Genomic DNA, 21217 nt, shown 5'->3' with positions numbered 1-21217 from the left:
AAATCATGACAAATTATCAAGATATACTGGCATTCTTATACGGGGAAGTCCGCCAATTAGATGACAAACAATGGGATGAATGGTTGAAATTTTATGATGAAGACTGTGTTTTTTGGATGCCAGGATGGGATGACGAAGATGAATTGACCAAGGATCCTCAAACCGAAATTTCTTTGATTTATTATCCCAATAAAGGCGGATTAGAAGATCGGGTGTTCCGCATCAAAACAGAACGTTCATCAGCATCTATGCCCGAACCGAGAACCTGTCATTACATCAGTAATGTGGAAATTATGGAAGAAAATGAGGAGGAGGTAAAAATTCGTTTCAATTGGAATACCTTATCATTTCGATACAAAACAACCGATACTTATTTCGGCGTTAGCTTTTACACGCTGAAAAAAAACGAGGATTCCTTCCTGATTTCAAATAAAAAAGTAATAATCAAAAACGATTACATCCGTCAGGTTTTAGATGTATATCATATTTAAAGAATAAAAATTATGGCAAAAGTTGCATTAAATTTTGAAGATGGCGTAACACGTTTTATTGAAACCTCGGGCGATGAAACCATTGCTGAAGCGGCCTACAGAGTAGGAGTCAATATCCCTTTAGATTGTGCCGATGGTGCTTGCGGAACGTGCAAATGCTTGTCAAAATCAGGCTCATTTGATCCTGGAGATTATATCGATGAGGCTTTGTCGGAAGAAGAAGCAGAAAAGGGTTTTGGATTAGCCTGTCAAATGCGTCCAGAATCAGATATGATCGTTGATATATTAGCAAGTTCGGCAGCCTGTAAAGTGGAAGTCTCAACCTATGAAACAGAAATCACCGAGCTCACTTTTCTATCTTCAGAAATTGTAAAACTAAAAGCCAAAATAAAAGACGGTTCAACCATTACTTTTTTACCCGGACAATATGCCAATATTTTAGTTCCCGGCTCTGAAGAAACGCGGTCTTATTCTTTCTCTTCCTTATCAGATACTGATGAAATGGAATTTATCATCCGACTGATTCCCAATGCTGGTTTAATGAGTGATTATCTAAGACAGGCAAAAGTGGGCGAAACACTGAGTATTACAGGACCTGTCGGTAGTTTTTACAGTCGGGAAATGAAACGTCAAACTTTATTTTTTGCCGGCGGAACGGGAATTGCTCCTTTCATTGCCATGTTAGAAAAGCTTAATAAAGAAGGAAATAACCAAACGATTAAATTATTTTATGGCGCAACAACAGCCGAGAATGTTGTTGAATTGGATCGTCTCAAAAATTATACAAATCTTACAATACAGACCTATCCTTGTGTATCCAATGAAAAATGTGGGAATTATGCATCAGGATTTGTGACCCAATGGATTAATAAAGAGGAATTATCTGCAGCGGTTTACGATATTTATATATGTGGTCCAAATGCAATGGTTGATGCCGTAAAATCTTCTCTAGAAGAACATCAAATACATTACGAAAATTTCTATACCGAAAAATTTATTCCAACAGGAATGGCAACCGTTTAATTTAAACTTATGATATTTCAAGATAGATTTAAAGATAAAATTGCCATTGTTACCGGTGCCGCACAAGGTATCGGTAAAGGTGTTGCCGAACGAATTGCTAAAGAAGGAGCTAAAACCGTTTTAGTTGATCGGTCGGATGTAGTGCTGGAAGTAGCGGAAAATTTAAAAAAAGAAGGATACAATGTTATTGCTGTACAAGCCGATTTAGAAACTCTTGAAGGTTTTGAAAAAGTGTCAAATCGTGCTATTGAAACTTTTGGCAAGATTGACATTCTGATCAATAATGTGGGTGGAACCATCTGGGCAAAACCTTTTCAACATTACCAAGAAGACGAAATCATTAAGGAAGTAAGCCGATCATTATTTCCAACCTTATGGGGATGCAGCAGCGTTTTACCCAATATGATTGCCAATGGTGGAGGCGTAATTGTTAATGTTTCATCGGTAGCGACACGATCTGTTAATCGGGTTCCTTATGCGGCTGCGAAAGGTGGCGTGAATGCCATTACCGCGTCTTTGGCATTTGAACAGGCAGCAAACAACATACGAGTTATTGGAGTTGCGCCTGGCGGAACTGAAGCTCCGCAACGGATAATTCCGAGAAATGAAAATACACAAACAGAAGAAGAGAAAATGTGGTACCAACAAATTGTAGATCAAACAAGGGAATCTTCTTTACAGAAAAAATACGGCGCCATCGACGATCAAGTGAGTACCATATTATTTGCAGCTTCTGACGAAGCCAAATATATCACGGGTGTGACCATACCGGTTGCCGGTGGAGATTTAGGGTAATGTTTTAAAAATAATAAAATGTCAAAAATTCAGTTAGAAAATTTTATTTGCAATTATAAATTAGAAAATTTCGGACATAAAAAAACATTGGTTCTTTCTAATTCATTAGGAACCAATTTTTCAATGTGGGAAGATAATATTGCCATTTTGAGTCACCATTTCAATATTTTGAGATACGATAAACGGGGTCACGGTGAAAGCACAATCAACCAGGACAAAGTTTCAATCGCCGATTTGGGAAACGACGTGATTGAACTGTTAAACTATTTAAAATTAGATAAAGTTTACTTTTGCGGACTTTCTATAGGAGGCTTAACCGGTCAATGGTTAGGAATTAATCATCCTGATCGTTTCGAAAAAATAATTATAAGTAATACTGCTGCAAAAATTGGAACAGAGGAAGGTTGGGCAGCTCGGATAAAACAAGTTACGGAAAATGGGTTGGGAAGTATAGTAACCGCAACAGCTGAACGTTGGTTTACTCCCGATTATAGAAGTAAAAATCCTGATAAAGTTCAAGAGGTTCTCCATGATTTTGAGGCTACTTCTTTACAAGGATATACCGCTTGTTGTTATGCCGTTGCTGGTGCAGATTTTAGGGAACAACTTCATAATTTAGAAGTTCCCACTTTAATAATCGCAGGTACACAGGATGAGGTGACCACTTTAGCCGATGGGAAATTCATACAAAAACGCACACCGATTGCCAGTTTGGTCACGCTTGACGCTGCCCATTTGTCGAATATGGAGCATCCGGAAGAATTCGCAAAACACATTATTCATTTCACACAACATTAAAAAAATATACTGATGAAGACCATACCACAAATATCTTTACAGCAAGCAGTTGCAATGGTAAAGGACGGAGATACTTTATTGCAGGGAGGATTCGGGATGACCGGAAATCCGGTTCATTTAATGCATGCCCTTGCCGAAACAAAAACTAAAAACTTGACTTTCATTGGAAATAACGTAGGCGAAGCAGGCATTGGCGGCGGAAGACTTCTTAGAAACGGACAACTCAAAAAGATGATAGGTTCTTTCTTCACTTCCAATCCCGAGGCTGTAAAAGCAGCTCAGGAAGGTGTCGTGGCATACGAATTATTGCCGCAAGGTACTTTGGCGGAAGCCATACGCGCGGGAGGTGCCGGTATCGGTGGGTTTTTCACCCCAACTTCGGCTGGAACTGAGTTAGCAAAAGGAAGAGAAACAAAAATACTGAATGGCGTGGAGCAGGTTTTTATTCCCGGAATCAGGGGAAACGTGGCATTTATCCGTGCTTGGAAAGCCGACACTGCCGGAAATCTTCAGTACCGAATGACGGAACAGAATTTTAACCGGGCCATGGCCACCGCGGCCGATTTGGTGATAGCTGAAGTGGAAGAAATAGTTCCAGTTGGAGAAATTGCCCCCGAAAGCATACATACTCCGGCATCCTACGTCGATTATCTGGTGCAAGCCACCTTGGAATTAGACGATCTTGGAAGTTCTGCAACCGTGTCCTCGAGCAAGAAAGTTTCTGAAACCCGAATAAACATGGCGAAAAGAGCTTTGAAGGAACTTAAAAAAGGCGATGTTGTTAACCTCGGAATCGGAATCCCGACACTAGTTGCCGATTTTATCTCGGACGAAGCCGGCATCATTTTGCATACTGAAAACGGAATGCTTGGCGTGGGCCCTGCGCCAATAGATGGTGGCGGCGCCATGGATTATCCTGTAAACGCCGGAAAAGTGCCGGTAACGGCTCTTAAAGGTTCTTCGTATTTTGATTCGGCAGAGTCTTTTGCCATGATACGCGGCAACCACGTTGACGTTGCCATTATGGGAGGATTACAGGTTGACGAAGCCGCAAACCTTGCCAACTGGGCAGTTCCCGGACAACCGTTACTGGGCGTGGGCGGTGCCATGGATTTGGCTTCGGGTGCTAAAAAACTGATCATCACCATGATGCATAATGAAAAAAACGGGGATGCCAAAATAGTTCCATTGTGCGATCTTCCGCTAACGGCTCTAAATACTGTTGACATGGTGATAACCGATAAAGCCGTTTTTGAATTCATCGACGGAAAACTTACTTTAACCGAAATTATGCCGGGAGCTACAGTAGAAGAAGTACGTGAAAAGACCACCGCTAAATTTACAGAAAGTTTATCATAATCCTAAAAAGTGTTTCAAAAAATAATACGAAATAGTATTGGTTCTGATTTGGTGATCTATATTTTTAGGTGCCTGATCGGTTTTTTAATTGGATATCAGCTTTATTTACAGTTTCCAAAATTTGAGGCCTATTGGACGCTGCTTTCCATCATCCTGGTCATTTCACCCGAAGCTAAAGATGCCAAACGCCTCTCTGTTGAAAGATTTAAATCCAATTTGATCGGATCCATCGTCGGCTTGGTATGTTTCTTTATATACGAGCCCAATATTTACCTCATGTTGACAGGTATTGCTCTTACAGTGTTGGTTTGTTATTTCTTTCAGTTGATGAATGTGGCCAGAACCGCAATGGTGGCCTTTGTTATTGTTACTATTCAGGAACAGGCACAACTGAGTTCATGGGCAGCGGTTTATCGGTTTATTTCGGTAACACTTGGTTGTCTGATCGGTTTATCGGTTACAGTGCTTACGTCGTACCTCATTAATTATTTGAGAAATAAAGTGGATCTCCCACATGAAAAATTATAAAAGAAAAGATGATGAATACAGAAGCTTATATTATTGATGGAATCCGAACTCCGATTGGAAGTTTCGGAGGTACTTTAAGTGCCGTCCGCGCCGATGATCTTGCGGCCATGGTCATTGAAGAATTGGTAAAAAGAAATCCGGCTATTCCAAAAGATGTCATTGATGATGTTATTTTGGGATGCCATAACCAGGCGGGTGAGGATAACAGAAATGTAGCACGAATGGCAGCATTGCTCGCCGGGCTGCCGGTTACTGTTCCGGGCGAAACGGTAAACAGGCTTTGTTCTTCGGGAATGTCGGCCATTATTCATGCGAACAGAGCAATCAAAGCTGGAGACGGAGATATTTTCATCGCTGGCGGTGTAGAGCACATGACCCGCGGACCATTGGTGATTTCAAAACCATCAAAAGCATTTGGTACCGATTCAAAAATGGAAGATTCTTCTTTCGGATGGCGTTTCGTAAATCCGAAAATGAAAGAAATGTACGGCGTAGATCCTATGGGAATTACCGCTGAAAATTTGGTTGAGCTGTATGGCATTTCGAGAGAAGATCAGGACAAATTTTCTTTAGCTTCTCAATTAAAAGCTTCAGCTGCCACTAAAAATGGCAGATTGGCAGAAGAAATTTTTCCAGTGGTTATTCCGCAGCGCAAAGGAGAGCCAATCGTTTTTGATAAAGATGAATTTGTCAGAGAAAATTCTACGTTAGAGTCGCTTTCGAAACTGAAACCAGCCTTTAAAAAAGACGGTACGGTAACCGCCGGAAACGCTTCCGGTTTAAATGACGGAGCTGCAGCAGTGTATGTGGCATCAGGAGAAGCCGTCAAAAAATATGGCTTGAAACCTTTGGCCAGAATTGTTGCCTCCGCAGTAACAGGCGTTGAACCTCGAATTATGGGAATAGGTCCGGTTACAGCAACCCAGAAAGCACTCAAAAAAGCGGGACTTACTTTGGATGATATTGGCGTTATGGAGTTTAACGAAGCCTTTGCAGCCCAGGCATTGGCGTGTACAAGAGCGCTAGGATTAAAAGATGACGATCCACGAATAAATCCTAATGGCGGTGCAATTGCATTGGGGCATCCATTGGGCATGTCCGGTACACGGATAACGTATTCTGCTGCGCTGGAGCTTCACAAGAAAAATGTAAGATATGCCTTAGCTACAATGTGTGTTGGTGTTGGACAAGGATATGCTGTTATTTTGGAAAAAGTGGACTAAGTAATTTATTTCTTAATACTATAGAATCAGAAAATGAGTAAGAAACAGGACATACTGGATGCCGCATTAAATATTTTTACGGAGGTAGGGACATCAGCTGCGTCAACGAAATCTATTGCTATAGAAGCCCATGTGTCTGAAGCGCTTATTTTTAAACATTTTAAAAATAAAGACAACCTTATTGAAGAAATTGTAAAATCGGGATACCGGGAAGCTACCAGATTGGTTGCGGAACATTTGGAATACAAAACACCTGAAAATTATATTTCTAATCTGCTCGATTTACCAAAAATACTCGTCCTTTCGAATAAAAACTTTTGGCAGATGCAGTATAAAATCACGCCACTTAACGTAATGGCCATGACGCATCATCAGCTGTTTATGAAATCGAGTCACGAATTGCTGGTAAAAGCTTTTGCGGCATTGGGCTATGAAGAACCAGAGTTGGAAGCAGAAATACTGTTGTTTATTATCGATGGTTTGTGGAAATATATTGCGGCCAATGAGTTCGATACGGATCATATCGATGCTATAATCCGACTTGCCAAAAAGAAATACAGAATATATTCCTAATAATCCATAGAATTCTAAACAAGTTTTCAATTACAGATTAGTCCTTAACCTAAGCCGAATCTAGATATTGGTTATAATGGCTTGGATTGGCGGATTGAAAATGTCTCAGGATGAGGCCGATGGAACTGCCGGCTTTATTGAAAACAGTCCTATGATGTGATTTTTCAATTATAAAAATTCAGAAGGGGAAACGTTCAGAAGAATGATTGGTGCTGAGAGATATTATCATGTTAGCTGGATTAATTTGCGCTGCGGACTGTGCTGAACAAATTACTCTAAAGCAACTGTGTACATGATGGAAGTTGCAAAACGCTGATATTTAATTATTTAAATAGATTTAGCAAAATTTTATTTAAATAATTAAAACATTTGAAAACACTAAAGGCCTTTCTTTGGTGTTTTTTAACTTTTATACATTTTATAGCTGCATCAACATGGTCACCAATTTTGTAGCACCAAACTAAGGCAGTCATTACAATCATAAAGAGTTTTTCCACTCTTTTTTGGTTTGCGACGTAGAGTTCCCGATGAAAGGACCAAACTGCTAATTCGGTTTAAATACTAAATTTACAATACCTAAAGTTTGTGTGCCATTAACTGGTATAAGAAACGCTGGGCAATTTGAGGAACTTTTTAGAATGATCAAAACAAAAGGATTTGAAGTCGAGTAAAGTCAACTTGCGGTTGTTTTAAACTCAAAAAGATATTCGTGACGACTCCGAAAGTTACTTTGCAAAATTATTGAATTACATGGAGAATCGCTCATAACAATGGTTCAATTGGTTGTGAATCACGAGTTGCGCCAGGTTATATCACAATAAAAAAAGGTTGGATAAATATCTATAATATCGAGGTTATTTAATGTTTCTATTGATTAGGATTTGTGTATTAAAATTACAAACTGCTTGGTGTTAGGATTTTAAATTACTACCTTTATTTTTTAAAATTGTATTTTCCTAGCTATCCGAAGATGATTCAATCTTTCTGCATTTTTCAACTTCACAGCAGATGTAGGCTCAAAAATAGCGGGGTCACTGCCGGGGAAATGGGTTATCAGAACCAATATTAAAATCACTTTGGTAATTTAATTCGTTGATTAAACTGAAGCATTCAAAGTACAAATTCCATCCACATAAAGAATTTTTTAATAATTTAGGAAATGGAGAATTTTAACTGGAGTGTCTTTAACAGCTTTGAATAGATGTAACTGTGGTTGTGCTCATGATGAGAAAAAAACCAATGAATATTTTGGGATAACCCAAGAACGACAATAAAAGCAATACTTGAACTGATATTCGAACCTCATTTTAAATTTTTAACATTAAAAATTATGGAAATCACCAAAATTAAAGCATTCAATGATACGATGGATCGCTTCATCGATCAACTGCTTCCGGAATTAGAAGAAATCTATAAAGATATTCATAGAAACCCCGAGCTGTCGATGCAGGAATTCCGCACGGCTAAAATTGCTGCGGATTATTTAACCAAGTATCAATATGAGGTTTCAACGGGGATAGGGGTAACCGGTGTGGTAGGCCTTTTGAAAAATGGAGAAGGGCCTACCGTGATGCTTCGTGCTGATATGGATGCGCTTCCCATTGCAGAATCTACGGGGTTGCCTTACGCAAGCACAAAAGTAGCCAGAGATGAAGAAGGTCTGGAGGTAGGGGTGTCGCACGTATGTGGCCATGATTTGCATGTGACTTGGCTAATGGGAGCTGCACGTTTATTTTCGGAGCACAAGGATCAATGGAAAGGAACGGTAATGGCGGTTTTTCAACCTGGAGAAGAAGTCGGCCGTGGCGCACAAGGTATGATAGATGATGGCATGATGGACCGTTTCCCCAAGCCAGACATCATTCTTGGGCAGCATGTAATGGTAGGCGAAGCAGGTACCGTTAGACATCGCAGTGGTGCCATATTATCCGCAGGAAACAGTCTGAAAGTTAAACTTTTTGGTCGTGGCTCACATGGTTCACAGCCACAAACATCCATTGATCCGGTGATTATGGCAGCGGCTACCACGATGCGCTTACAAACCATTATTTCACGTGAAGTAGCACCGATTGAAAATGCGGTACTCACCATAGGATCATTGCAGGCCGGTACCAAAGAGAATATTATTCCTGATGATGCCACCATAAAATTGAATATCCGAACTTTTGATGACGGCGTTAAAGATCATATCCTTTCAGCGGTCAAACGCATCTGTTGTGCAGAATGTGCAGCATCCAATGCACCAAGAGATCCTGAATTCACCACAATAGACAGCTATCCGATGACGGTGAATGATGTCGCATCTACCGCGAAAGTGGCCGAAGCCTTCGATGCTCAGTTCGGTGATAAATCATTTGAAACGCAGCCGGCTTCTGCCAGTGAAGATTTTAGTGTTTTTGGAACGAATTGGAAAGTGCCTTATGTTTTTTGGTTTGTTGGCGGAACGGATCCTACAATATATTTGGAAGCTCAAAAGAACAATCAAATAAACGCTATACCCAGCAATCATTCCCCCAAATATGCACCAGTAATCAACCCAACTCTAAAAACGGGTTTACAGGCTATGATGACAGCCGCTCTGGTATGGCTGGATTAAACTGCAATTATGGATCAATTACATGCGCTTTATAATTTTTTGATCGGGCAGGTACTTGTGTATTGGTCATAAGCGTAGCAGCAGGAGCAAAGCAGCAAGGTCTGGATGCACCATTGCATTTTCAGTATCATGTGGTGGAGAAATTATGTGTGATCTTGTAGTAACCGGTTATACCAACAGCCCGCGCTCAAAATTCTGAGAGAAAATTATAATTGCAAAAATGTTAGCTATCGCAGTTACCATCGGCGGTTCTTACGAGAAAAGTTCGGGAGCTCCTTGTATGCGTGAACAGAGCGAAATGTTTTGCTGGATAATTAGACACCGCTATTCCATTCGAAATTACAGCCACCTCATTATCACTAATAAGCCATAATCAGGTGACTGTTTTAGTTATTTACTTGCTTCATTCAATAATGCGAGGTCTTCATTATCTAAAGATAAACCGGGAGCTGCCAACAAGCCTTCTAATTGGAAAAGATTAGTAGCACTTACCACTGGAGCACCCACATTTGGTTGCGCAAGTAACCATGCTAAAGCAACAGTGCTTGGAGCCGATTGGTGTTTTTCTGAAATTTTATCCAAAGCTGCCAAAACAGCAAAACCTTTTTCATTGAGGTATTTTGCAGCGCCACCGCCACGGATACTTTTGCTAAAATCAGCTTCTGAACGGTATTTTCCCGATAAAAAACCAGATGCTAAAGACCAATACGGGAAAACACTCATACCATATTTTTCTGCCAATGGAGCATAGTTAGTCTCATAGTACGCTCGCTCTACCAAATTATAGTGCGGTTGTAATGCCTGGTATTTTGGCAGTCCATACTTTTCGGAAGCGTCAAAAGAGGCAGTTAAGCGTTCCGGCGAAATATTAGAAGCTCCAATATATCTGACTTTTCCCGACTTGATGATTTCATTGTAGGCTTCCAGCGTTTCCTCCACCGGTGTTTTTTCGTCATCATAATGGGTGTAATACAGATCAATATAGTCGGTTTGCAACCTTTTCAATGATTCGTCAACTGATTTCAGAATATGTTTTTTGCTGGTGTCAATTGGATGAACACCTGTTGCGCCTCCAACTTTTGTCGCTATAATCAGATTTTCTCTGTTTCCTCTCGCCTTCAACCATGCGCCAATGATCTTTTCAGATTGACCTCCGGAACCACCATCAACCCAAAATGAATACATATCGGCAGTATCAATAAAATTAAATCCGCCTGCTGTAAAAGCATCCAGGATTTCGAATGATTTTTTTTCGTCCAAAGTCCATCCGAAAACATTTCCACCTAAATTAATTGGTGCTGCTTCAAGGTCTGTTTGTCCTATTTTTATTTTTTCCATCGCTATATTTTTAAAATTTTAATTAAGGGATTAAAAAGCCGTATCTACCACACCGCCATCCACACGTAATGCAGCACCTGTCGTCGCCGAAGATAACGGACTGGCTACGTACACCACCATATTGGCTACTTCCTCTGTTTTTGCAAAACGTTGGATGATTGACGAGGGTCTTTTTTCCTGTATAAATGCCATCGGTGCTTCTTCTACGGAAATATTTTTCGCCGCAGCAATTTCCTCAAACATTTTATCGGTTGCACTGGCCAGCGTAGGTCCCGGCAAAACGGCATTCACGGTCACATTGGTTCCTTTCAGGTATTTGGCCAAGCCTCTGCTTAAGCCTAAATAAGCCGTTTTGGTCACGCCATACAGTATCATGTCTTCAGGAATATTAATGGCCGATTCACTGGAAATGAAAATAATACGCCCCCAGTTTTTTGCTTTCATCAGCGGCGCATAATGACGCGAGAGTCGCACGCCACTCATTACATTAATCTCAAAATCACGGAACCAGTGTGCATCGTCAGTAGTTTCAAACGGCTGATTTCCATAAACGCCCACATTATTTACCAAAATATCGATTTCAGGCAATTGTTCTATCAAAGCATTTACTTCTTCTACTTTTGAAAAATCAGCGACAATGCCGTCAACTGATGCATCAGCTACTGCTGACTTGATAGACTGAATCGCATTTCGCAAAGTTTCTTCCGTCCGGCTGTTGATATACACTGAGGCTCCTTCTTTTGCCAAGCCTAAAGCAATGGCATATCCGATACCGGAAGCAGAACCTGTTACTAATGCTGTTTTTCCTTTTAACTGTAAATCCATTCGATTATATTTTACATTATACCTGCAAATTTAAGGCTAATAGGTGTATAATAAAAATTATTTAACTTTGCCACTTATATAAGTTTAGTTATAGATGAAAACAAATTTAGAATGGTTTAGAAGTTTTAAAGCTATCTATGAGACAGGGACCTTAACCGCGGCGGCCAAACAATTGGCGCTTTCACAACCCGGTGTTAGTTTGCACTTAAATTCACTGGAAGTCTACACGGGTTTTCCGCTTTTTGAACGGAAGTCGAAAAAAATGTATCCTACAGAAAAAGGAAAGATTCTTTATAATCAGGTAGAAAATCTACTGACTTCTTTCGACAGTGTAGAAGAACTGTTACACAGAAAATCCGGGGATATTCGCCCTACCGTCAGTGTCGGTGTTTGCGTGGAACTGTTTCAGTATTTTTTAGAAGATCAATTATATCAATTCGATTTTAACCTGATTGCTAAATTTGATAACGATGATTATTTGAGACAGTTACTGGAAAAAAACATTTTGGATTTCATCATTACCAACAGAAAAAACAATGAAAAGGATTGGGAATATGAAGATTTTTTTGTAGAAAAATTAGTTTTGGTGGCAGGTAAAAATGCAGATGTAGCAACCATACAGAATTTAATGGATCAGAAAAAATGGAGCGAAAGCAAGGATTGGTTAAGAAATCAGAAATGGTACGGAACGGCAGCCGACATGGAACATGTCATCAAATATTGGAAAGTACATTTCAATGAAACTCCTGATTTTTCACCGAACTTTATCGTTCCCAATAAATTTTCGATCTTGAAAAGTTTGTCAAATGATAATGCGTTCTCTGTTTTACCTGCATTTTTATGTAAAAATCATCCCCATATACACCTCATCAACAGTCCCAAAGAAGTGAACAATCCGCTGTATCTCTGTAAAAGAAAAAAATTACAGAGCCCAATTGAAATCAACTGGATCACCCAATTTCTCCATGAAAAAGCTAAAAACTTATTGAATGACACCTAAGCGGCAAAAGTCCGCTGTGATGCACAAGTGAAACAGGGATTTGATGTGTTTCTGACACGGATCCCTACATTAAAAAAAAGGCGGATTACCAGATGAGGAAAGGAATAAATCATTTTCGGGAATAATGGGATGTTTCAGGAAAATAAAGCTGAAATGATCCCGGTTACATTTATAAATTAAGGTCTTCAATTACCGAAGTATAACCAAATCTTTTAGAAGTGAAGTAAAATTAAACGAAATGGCTTAAATTTGAAATTTACAAAATAAATTAGCTTGGATATACTGACCATCATAACTGTGCTTATTCTTTTATGCACGGCTTTTTCTTTTTTAAACGAAAAATTTATCAAGCTCCCTGGTACAATTGGTGTCATGGCTGTTTCTTTAGTTGTTTCTATATTGATATTAGTGGCAGGAAAATCACATTCCGGAATTAGTGCAACCGTAACTCTGATGGCGCGCAGCATTAACTTTTCCAAAGTGCTACTGGATGTAATGCTGGGTTTTTTGCTTTTTGCCAGTGCTATTCATTTTGATTACAAGAAACTTAAAATGCTCAGGCTCCCAATATTTATATTAAGTACGATCGGGGTACTGATATCTACCGGTATATTCGGGGGTTTACTATATCTTGTTACCTTGTTTATCAATCTTCCAATCCCTGCAATTTATTGTTTCATTTTCGGGGCACTGATCTCTCCCACAGATCCGATTGCCGTGAGTTCTATACTGAAAAAATCGAAAATACCAGCAAGACTCAATATTATTATTTCTGGCGAATCGCTATTCAATGATGCTGTAGGCCTGATTTTATTTGTAACACTTTTGGGTATAGTTCATGAATCCGGCACAACTACCGTGACAAGCACTATTAAACTGTTTGCACAAGAAGTGATTGGCGGTATCGTGATAGGAGCGATCGTTGGTTATCTGGGATATAGACTTATTCGCTCCATACGCGATTTTCAAACTATCGTACTGATCTCTATTTCAATGATTTTATGCATATCGCTCATTGCCGGTAAATTTCATGCGTCCGTTCCGCTGGCTGCGGTTACTGCAGGATTATTGATCGGCAACCTGAATTTTGGTGTGGGGCATCCTGCCAATGAACACCTGAACCAGGTTTGGCAATTATTGGATGAAGTACTGAATACCATTCTTTTCGTAATGATCGGATTACAACTGATCATGATGTCTTTTTTAAACAATTACTGGCTGGTTGGATCACTTTCTATTGTAATCTTATTATTCGCAAGATTGGTAACGGTAACTCTGCCCGCTATGTTTGTGCTGCGTAAAGTGAATTTTAACAATCTTACGATCCTAACCTGGGCGGGATTAAGAGGCGGTATATCCGTTGCGATGGCACTTTCATTACCAAATTCACCGTACCGTGAAACAATACTTTCCGCTACTTATTTTATTGTTATATTTTCTATATTAGTCCAAGGATTAACGCTTAATAAAGTGGTAGCAATGTTAGTCAAAAACGACGCAAACAAAAACAAAAATTAAAACCTCACCCTCTTAAATATACATGTCGTTATAGAAGAAAGAGAAGCCAGCACAGGCAAATTTATGCTGGGTCGATTGCTGCCTGTCCGTCAAAAAACAATGGCTGGTCCTTTTATTTAAATCAACCACATGGATCCGTTAAACTATACTGCAGATCTAAAAGGTGACCCATGCCAAATGAAGCGTCGGGATGATTATTATCAATGTTTCCTTTAAGAACTTTATCCGACCTTTCCGTAAATTTAATGGACTATATAACCAAAAAGGTTGCGGTAAAAGGGCTTCCCGAGGACGCACCATTTTTCCTGGAAGACAGACCAATTTGCGGTGGTATTTTTCCCTTAGCAGTGCGAAAATGTATTCAAATGATATTTTTAGCGCAGTGCGCAGCGGGAGAAAAAAAAGCATATCAAAAATGACGTTTTCATTTGCTAAGATGATTTTTTATCAGGCAGCGTAGCAGTCTATTATTTTTTATCTTTATTCTATTTAAAAAAAACCTCACAAAAAAGTATCTTTACACCCGAAATGAAAAAAAATCAAAAATCAGCTGCAATTGGTTTCATTTTCGTCACGCTGTTAATCGATATTACAGGGTGGGGAATCGTGATTCCTGTGGTTCCGAAACTGATTCAGGAATTAGTAGGGACTTCCGATGTAAGTGTTGCCTCTCAATATGGCGGTTGGCTGAGTTTTTCCTACGCCGGAATGCAGTTTATTTTCGCATCCGTTTTGGGTGGCTTGAGTGATAAATATGGCAGAAGACCAATCATCCTTTTTTCGTTATTGGGATTCTCATTGAATTTCTTCATCCAGGCAATTGCGCCCACCATCTTCTGGCTGTTTGTAGGGAGACTTTTTTCTGGAGTTACCGGAGCGAGTATTACGACCGCGAGTGCATATATCGCTGATATTTCCAATGATGAAGACCGGGCAAAAAACTTTGGCGTAATCGGTGCTGCCTTCGGTTTAGGGTTTATAATCGGCCCTGTCATCGGAGGGTTTTTGGGGCAATATGGAGCGCGCGTTCCTTTCTACGCAGCTTCGGTTTTATGTTTGATCAACTTTCTTTATGGCTGGTTTATTCTTCCCGAAAGTCTGGACAAAGAACACCGGCGACCTTTCAACTGGAAACGCGCAAACCCTGTGGGTTCTCTGCTGCAACTGAAGAAGCATCCGGAAGTTTTGGGATTGATTTCAACTTTAGTTCTTGTGTATATCGCTGGACATGCCGTTCAAACGAACTGGACTTTCTTTACCATGTACAAATTCGGCTGGAGCGAGAAACTGGTTGGTCTTTCCTTAGGCTTCGTCGGTTTGATGGCGGCTTTGGTTCAGGGATATTTAATCCGGCTTATACAGCCTAAACTCGGCAACGAAAGAACCATTGTTTACGGACTGGCACTTTATGCAGTGGGTTTGGTTCTCTTTGCTTTTGCCAGTGAAAGTTGGATGATGTTTGCTTTTCTGGTACCGTATGGTTTAGGTGGAATTGCCGGGCCGGCACTACAGTCTGTAATATCAACTCAGATTCCTAAGAATGAACAGGGAGAATTGCAGGGTGCTTTAGCCAGTTTAATCAGTTTCACTGCGATTATAGGTCCGCCGTTAATGACGAATACTTTTTATTATTTCACGCATGATTCAGCACCTTTTAAATTTCCGGGAGCTCCCTTTTTTCTTGGATTTATATTGATGGCAGTGAGTGTTATTTTGGTCAATCGCCTTTTTCCCAGAAAGAAAAAATTTTAGCGGCCGGATCTTATTATTTATTTCGCTATAATTTTAAGAATAATTTAATTTTAAAAATGAAAAGGGATACCATAATCTTTTGTAATTTTACGCCATGGAATTAAGTATAGGTGAAATGCTCGTGATTGCCCTGGCAATCGTTGTCTTGTTTGGTCCTAATAAATTGCCGCAGATTGCACGCGATTTGGGGGAAGGAGTACGCAAAATGCGTGGCGCCATGGAAGACGTAAAAACTGAAATACTCAAAGAAACAGATAATCCTGTCTCGGAAATCAAAAGGGAAATCGACAAAGTGAAGCAGGCAGCCATGGACTTTAATCCTATGACTGAGCTGGACAAAGAGGTTCTTGCCAGAAGAGACGAGCCGAAAGTCAATCTTGCCGATAATGATACCCACGAGGGACCAGTAAGCCGCTAATATGCAGGAAATTATTCAGAAAGATCAATCCATTTTTCTTTTTCTCAATAATATGGGAAGTGAGCCTTTTGATCAATTATGGCTCATGATTTCAGCAACTTGGATTTGGATTCCGCTCTATGTTATTTTTCTTTACCTATTATTTAAAAACTTCAAACTCCGAAATTTAGTTTTTATTCTGATTTTCATTGCTTTGGGAGTTACTGTGTCTGATCAGTTGGCAGGTATTTTCAAAACAGGAATCGGCCGCCTACGACCGTGTCACGATCCTGCATTCATCGGAATAATGCGTTCTGTACAATGTGGCGGACAATATGGGTTTTATTCCAGCCACGCAGCAAATACCTTTTTTATCGCCACTTTTATGACTTTGCTTTTGCACAAAAAATATCGATTCTTACCCTATATTTTATTTGCTTGGGCAATCATTGTTTCTTACAGCCGAATTTATCTGGGTGTACATTTTCCGTTAGACGTTTTGATGGGAGCTTTGATGGGCTTTTTTGCAGGAGGCTTTTTCGCCACTTTAGCCTTAAAAGTAATTCACAAGCAGAACAGTTCAAATTCTACAACTTCCGTTTCAGAATAGTTTTCATTAAAATTTATTTTTAATAACCCTCTTCAATTTCTCAAGGAACCTTAATGAACTTAATTTCTTAACCAGAATCTTAATGGTTAATTTTCCGTAGCACATTCTTAAATTTTTCAAATTGAATTAGTGAAACTGTTAGTGAATTTAGTGTTTGAATCATTCTTTCAATCCCTCCAAGTTCGCAGAAATCATAATGGTTAATTTTCCTTAGCACATTCTTAAATTTTCAAATAGTGAAATTGCGGAAACTATTATTGTAATTCATGTTTGAATCATTCTTTCAATCCCTCCAAGTTCGCAGTAAATCTTAATGAACTTAATTTCTTAACCGAAGTCTTAATGGATAATTTTCCTTAGCACATTCTTAAATTTTAAAATGGTGGAATTGCGGAAATTATTAGTGCAATTCATGTTTGAATCATTCTCATTTCTTCGGCCACTCCTATCTTTTTTATATCTTTGCTTCTATGTCAGAAAATAACGATAAACGTCTCTTCCTCATCGATGCATTTGCGATGATTTTCCGTGGATATTATGCTTTAATCAGAAGCCCGCGGGTAACAAGTACCGGTATTGATACTTCCGCAATTTTTGGTTTTACCAACTCTTTAATCGAATTGATTCGCAGAGAAAAACCAACCCATCTCGCAGTGGTTTTCGATGTCGGCCAAGCCAGTGTGAGAACCGCTGATTTTGCGGATTATAAAGCCCACAGAAGCGAAACTCCCGAAGCGATAAAATTAGCAATTCCTTATATTCACCGTATTTTAGAGGCAATGCATGTGCCGATTTTGGGTCTGGAAGGTTATGAAGCCGACGACGTTATCGGAACGATTGCCTGCAAAGCCGAAAAAGAAGGTTATCAGATTTTTATGGTAACGCCCGATAAAGATTTTGCCCAATTGGTCACTGAAAATGTCAAAATTTATAAGCCAGGATTAAAAGGGGCTGAATTTGAGATTTTGGGCATTGAAGAAGTTAAAACGAAATATGAAATCGAAGATCCCAAACAGGTCATCGATTTTCTAGCAATGATGGGCGACGCGGTCGATAATATTCCCGGCTTGGAAGGAGTCGGCGAAAAAACGGCCAAGAAATTTCTGAAAGAATACGGCAGCATCGAAAACCTTTTAGCCAACACGGCAGATTTAAAAGGGAAAATAAAAGAAAAAGTGGAGAATTCAGCCGAACGGGGAATACTTTCCAAAAAATTGGCAACCATTATTTGTGATGTGCCGATTGACTTTCATCAGGAACAATATGATCTGGATATGCCCGATTTTGAAAAGGTAAAAGAGGTTTTTGATGAAATAGAATTTCGGCGTTTGTACGAAAACCTATACCGTGCTTTTGCTCCCACAAATGAAAGTGCAAAATCTAACATTAAACCATCACTTTCAAATCCTCAACCTGTAAAGGGTTCAGACCAATCCATGCAATTGGATTTGTTTGCAAACTTCGAAGAATTGGACCAGGCAACAACCACCAAAGAAACTGTTTTCGATAACGATCATCTTTATCAATACATCGATTCTCCAAAAGCGCAGCATATTTTAGTTCAAAATTTATTGGCTAAAAAAGCGGTTTCGTTCCATATAGAAACCACTTCTTCAGATGAAATGGAAGCCGAATTGATCGGAATGAGTTTTTCCTACAAAAATGGATTGGCGTATTATATTCCGTTATCAGAAAATCGGGATGAAGTTGTAGAAACCTTAGAAATCTTCCGCCCGTTTTTTGAGAAACAGGAGATTTTAAAAATCGGTCACAACATAAAATTTGATTACAAAGTTTTAAAAAGATATGGCATCTCTGTTGAAGGATTGCTCTTCGACACGATGATTGCGCATTATTTACTCAGTCCAGACGGTCGGCATGTTTTGGAGTATCTTTCGGAAATGTACCTTAATTATAAACCGATTTCAATTGAATCTTTAATTGGTAAAAAAGGAAAAAATCAGGCAACGTTCCGGTCACTTACCATCGAAGAACAGACAAAATACGCCGCCGAAGATGCCGACATCAGTTGGCGGTTGTACGGCGTTTTTGCGCCGCAACTTCAGAAAGAAAATCTTGAAGATTTATTTTTTAAGGTAGAAATGCCTTTAATGAAAGTTCTGGCCAAGATGGAATTAGAAGGAATTGCCCTCGATAAAAAATGGTTGGCGCAGGAAAGTATCGATTTAGAAAATGATTTGCGCAATCTAGAGAAAACGATTTTTGAACTTTCGGGGGAAGAATTTAATATGAATTCACCGAAACAGTTGGGAGAAGTTTTATTTGAAAAAATGCAGCTCGATCCCAAAGCCAAGAAAACGAAATCCGGTCAGTATGCAACTTCCGAAGATATTTTACAAAAACTATCATCGAAGCACGAAATCATTAAACACATTTTAGAATACCGGACTTATCAAAAATTAAAATCTACTTACGTCGATGCTTTACCGCTTCAAATCGATAAAAAAGACCATCGTGTTCATACCAATTTCTCGCAAACTACCGCAGCAACAGGACGTTTAGCAAGTGTAAATCCAAACCTGCAGAATATTCCGATCCGGACTTTACGTGGTCAACAAATCCGGGGAGCTTTTGTCGCCAATCCGGGAAATAAATTGATTGCAGCGGATTATTCTCAAATTGAACTGCGCTTAATTGCCGTAATTTCGGAAGAAGAAAATATGATTAAAGCCTTTCAAAGTGGCGAAGATATTCACGCTTCCACGGCTTCAAAATTATTTGGAGTTCCTTTGGAAGAAGTTACGAAAACCCAGCGTTCACAGGCGAAAACCGTTAATTTCGGTATTCTTTATGGTCAAGGAGCTTTCGGATTAGCGGAACAAACCGGTCTTTCCAGAAAGGAAGCGAAAGAAATGATTGAGTCTTATTTTGAAACCTATCCAAAGTTGAAAAAATACATGGCTGATCAAGTGGTGAAAGCGCAGGAAATGGGTTATGTTGAAACTATTTTACATCGCAAAAGACATCTCAAGGATATCAATTCTGCCAATTTTGTCGTAAAAGCGCACGCTGAAAGAAACGCCGTAAATGCACCAATTCAGGGAAGTGCAGCTGACGTTATTAAACTGGCAATGATCAGAATTGATGAACAACTTACCGAACAGAATTTAAAAACGAAAATGCTTTTGCAGGTTCATGATGAACTCGTTTTTGAAGCACCGGAAGAAGAACTGGAAACCGTAACCGCTTTAATTAAAAAAGAAATGGAATCCGCTTACGAAACCACCGTTCCTTTATTGGTGGAAGTTGGAGTAGGAGATAACTGGTTAGAAGCGCATTAGATTTGAATTTTTAATGCATAAAAACAGAAGGATTTAATTTAAGCAGTCGTTTGGTAAATCAGTGGAATAAGAAGTTCAATTAATTTTAAATGTAAAAATTATGAAAGCAGTAGTATTTTACGAACACGCAGATGCGCCAATGGAAAAATTCATGGAAGTTTTTCCCAAACATCAAGTGGTAGAAGATGAATTTATAAAAGCCGGAAAAGTTTTGGGAACCGGTGCGTTTGCTGTTCCCGGAGAAGGCGCGATGGCGATTTTTATCGATAAAGCCGTTGCCGAAGAGTTTGTGAAAAGAGATCCTTTTGTTTTGGAAGGATTGATCGCAAAAGTTACCATCAAAGAATGGAACGACGAAATGTAGATTATGAAATTCCTGAGTTTGTATAAAAATCATCAAAATTTGTAAATGATATCATTTTTACAAAGATTTAAAAAACTCCAGCGGAGTTTAATCTCTGTAGTAAAATATGAAGTCAAAATTCTGCGTTCCGTAGGAACGCCATCTAAAAAAGATAGAAATAATGTTATATCTTATTTAAATTGATATTTTAAAAATGGCAAATACCTACACACAGATTTACATTCAACGGTTTTTTGCTGTGAAATTTCGGGAAAATAAAATTTCAGAAGAAATAAGAGATGAGGTAGAAAAATATATCTGCGGAATTTTTAATCATAAGAAACAAAGCGTTTTAGCCATTTACGCAAATCCGGATCACATTCATATTTTCTTTTGCTACAGAAATCTTCAAATTTCAATTCCAGATCTGGTAAAAGTGGTTAAGGTTGAATCAACTAATTTTATTAACGAAAAGAAATATTTAAAAACTCATTTTTCATGGCAGGAGGGATATGGTGCTTTTTCCTATTCGAAAAGCCAAAAAGAAAATGTGATCAAATATGTTTTAAATCAAAAAGAACATCATCAAAAACAAAGTTTTAAACATGAATATATCGGTTTTTTGAAAAAGTTTGAAATAGAGTTTAAAAATGAATATCTATTTGAATTTTTTGAATAACCAGTAGATGGCATTCCTCTGGACCGCTATTTTAAACTGCAAACCTAAATCTACAGAGATAAGATTC

General features: G+C 39.0%; 19 protein-coding genes and 1 pseudogene. 18 read left to right on the top strand and 2 right to left on the bottom strand.

Annotated elements, in window-relative coordinates; all coding sequences use genetic code 11:
• The first annotated feature begins 5 nt into the window (after positions 1-5).
• The 10 genes and pseudogenes from benB to QGN23_RS05680 all read left to right on the top strand — a co-directional run bounded on the left by benB (position 6) and on the right by QGN23_RS05680 (position 9386).
• Entirely contained in the window at positions 6-491 is a 486-nt protein-coding gene (gene benB, locus QGN23_RS05720) for a benzoate 1,2-dioxygenase small subunit (protein ID WP_282906035.1), read from the top strand.
• 12 nt (positions 492-503) lie between these two features.
• Positions 504-1514, top strand: a complete 1011-nt coding sequence (benC, locus tag QGN23_RS05715; protein WP_282906034.1) for a benzoate 1,2-dioxygenase electron transfer component BenC — start codon at positions 504-506, stop codon at positions 1512-1514.
• A gap of 9 nt (positions 1515-1523) precedes the next feature.
• Positions 1524-2309, top strand: coding sequence for a 1,6-dihydroxycyclohexa-2,4-diene-1-carboxylate dehydrogenase (locus tag QGN23_RS05710; protein ID WP_282906033.1), 786 nt, complete (start codon positions 1524-1526; stop codon positions 2307-2309).
• 18 nt (positions 2310-2327) lie between these two features.
• Positions 2328-3107 (top strand): 3-oxoadipate enol-lactonase, encoded by a 780-nt coding sequence (gene pcaD, locus QGN23_RS05705; RefSeq protein ID WP_282906032.1) that lies wholly within the window; start codon positions 2328-2330, stop codon positions 3105-3107.
• Between the two features lie 12 nt (positions 3108-3119).
• Positions 3120-4466, top strand: a complete 1347-nt coding sequence (locus QGN23_RS05700) for a 3-oxoacid CoA-transferase (protein ID WP_282906031.1) — start codon at positions 3120-3122, stop codon at positions 4464-4466.
• Positions 4467-4475: 9 nt separating this feature from the next.
• Complete coding sequence (locus QGN23_RS05695) at positions 4476-4994, top strand: FUSC family protein (RefSeq protein ID WP_282906030.1); 519 nt, start codon at positions 4476-4478, stop codon at positions 4992-4994.
• Between the two features lie 8 nt (positions 4995-5002).
• On the top strand, positions 5003-6217 hold the full coding sequence (pcaF, locus tag QGN23_RS05690; RefSeq protein ID WP_282906029.1) for a 3-oxoadipyl-CoA thiolase: 1215 nt from the start codon (positions 5003-5005) through the stop codon (positions 6215-6217).
• Positions 6218-6250: 33 nt separating this feature from the next.
• Complete coding sequence (locus QGN23_RS05685) at positions 6251-6790, top strand: TetR/AcrR family transcriptional regulator (RefSeq protein WP_282906028.1); 540 nt, start codon at positions 6251-6253, stop codon at positions 6788-6790.
• Between the two features lie 64 nt (positions 6791-6854).
• A pseudogene (locus QGN23_RS14900) lies at positions 6855-6947 on the top strand (DUF417 family protein); the annotation flags it as partial.
• A 1173-nt stretch (positions 6948-8120) separates the two neighbouring features.
• On the top strand, positions 8121-9386 hold the full coding sequence (locus QGN23_RS05680) for a M20 family metallopeptidase (protein WP_282906027.1): 1266 nt from the start codon (positions 8121-8123) through the stop codon (positions 9384-9386).
• A 390-nt stretch (positions 9387-9776) separates the two neighbouring features.
• On the opposite strand, the gene QGN23_RS05675 is transcribed toward QGN23_RS05680, so the two are convergent.
• Positions 9777-10724: an aldo/keto reductase gene (locus QGN23_RS05675; RefSeq protein ID WP_282906026.1), complete on the bottom strand. Its 948-nt coding sequence runs from the start codon at positions 10722-10724 to the stop codon at positions 9777-9779.
• A gap of 30 nt (positions 10725-10754) precedes the next feature.
• Positions 10755-11549: an SDR family NAD(P)-dependent oxidoreductase gene (locus QGN23_RS05670; RefSeq protein ID WP_282906025.1), complete on the bottom strand. Its 795-nt coding sequence runs from the start codon at positions 11547-11549 to the stop codon at positions 10755-10757.
• A 94-nt stretch (positions 11550-11643) separates the two neighbouring features.
• Here QGN23_RS05670 and QGN23_RS05665 point away from each other — a divergent pair, with 94 nt between their 5' ends.
• From QGN23_RS05665 to QGN23_RS05630, 8 genes are all read left to right on the top strand, one after another.
• Positions 11644-12549, top strand: coding sequence for a LysR family transcriptional regulator (locus QGN23_RS05665; RefSeq protein ID WP_282906024.1), 906 nt, complete (start codon positions 11644-11646; stop codon positions 12547-12549).
• A 273-nt stretch (positions 12550-12822) separates the two neighbouring features.
• Positions 12823-14067 carry a cation:proton antiporter gene (locus QGN23_RS05660; protein WP_282906023.1) on the top strand — a complete coding sequence of 415 codons (1245 nt, stop codon included), beginning with the start codon at positions 12823-12825 and terminating at the stop codon, positions 14065-14067.
• Between the two features lie 528 nt (positions 14068-14595).
• Positions 14596-15819 carry a TCR/Tet family MFS transporter gene (locus QGN23_RS05655; protein ID WP_282906022.1) on the top strand — a complete coding sequence of 408 codons (1224 nt, stop codon included), beginning with the start codon at positions 14596-14598 and terminating at the stop codon, positions 15817-15819.
• Positions 15820-15913: 94 nt separating this feature from the next.
• Entirely contained in the window at positions 15914-16237 is a 324-nt protein-coding gene (locus tag QGN23_RS05650) for a Sec-independent protein translocase subunit TatA/TatB (RefSeq protein WP_282906021.1), read from the top strand.
• 1 nt (position 16238) lies between these two features.
• Positions 16239-16826, top strand: coding sequence for a phosphatase PAP2 family protein (locus QGN23_RS05645; protein ID WP_282906020.1), 588 nt, complete (start codon positions 16239-16241; stop codon positions 16824-16826).
• A gap of 470 nt (positions 16827-17296) precedes the next feature.
• On the top strand, positions 17297-20128 hold the full coding sequence (gene polA / locus QGN23_RS05640; protein ID WP_282906019.1) for a DNA polymerase I: 2832 nt from the start codon (positions 17297-17299) through the stop codon (positions 20126-20128).
• A 100-nt stretch (positions 20129-20228) separates the two neighbouring features.
• On the top strand, positions 20229-20492 hold the full coding sequence (locus tag QGN23_RS05635) for a YciI family protein (RefSeq protein WP_133438456.1): 264 nt from the start codon (positions 20229-20231) through the stop codon (positions 20490-20492).
• 193 nt (positions 20493-20685) lie between these two features.
• Positions 20686-21150 (top strand): transposase, encoded by a 465-nt coding sequence (locus QGN23_RS05630; RefSeq protein ID WP_282906018.1) that lies wholly within the window; start codon positions 20686-20688, stop codon positions 21148-21150.
• The last annotated feature ends 67 nt before the right edge of the window (positions 21151-21217 follow it).

Source organism: Chryseobacterium gotjawalense, from assembly GCF_030012525.1.
Taxonomy (GTDB): Bacteria; Bacteroidota; Bacteroidia; order Flavobacteriales; family Weeksellaceae; genus Kaistella; species Kaistella gotjawalense.
Note: the sequence above shows the minus strand (reverse complement) of the source record. Positions and strands in the feature narration are given on the sequence as shown.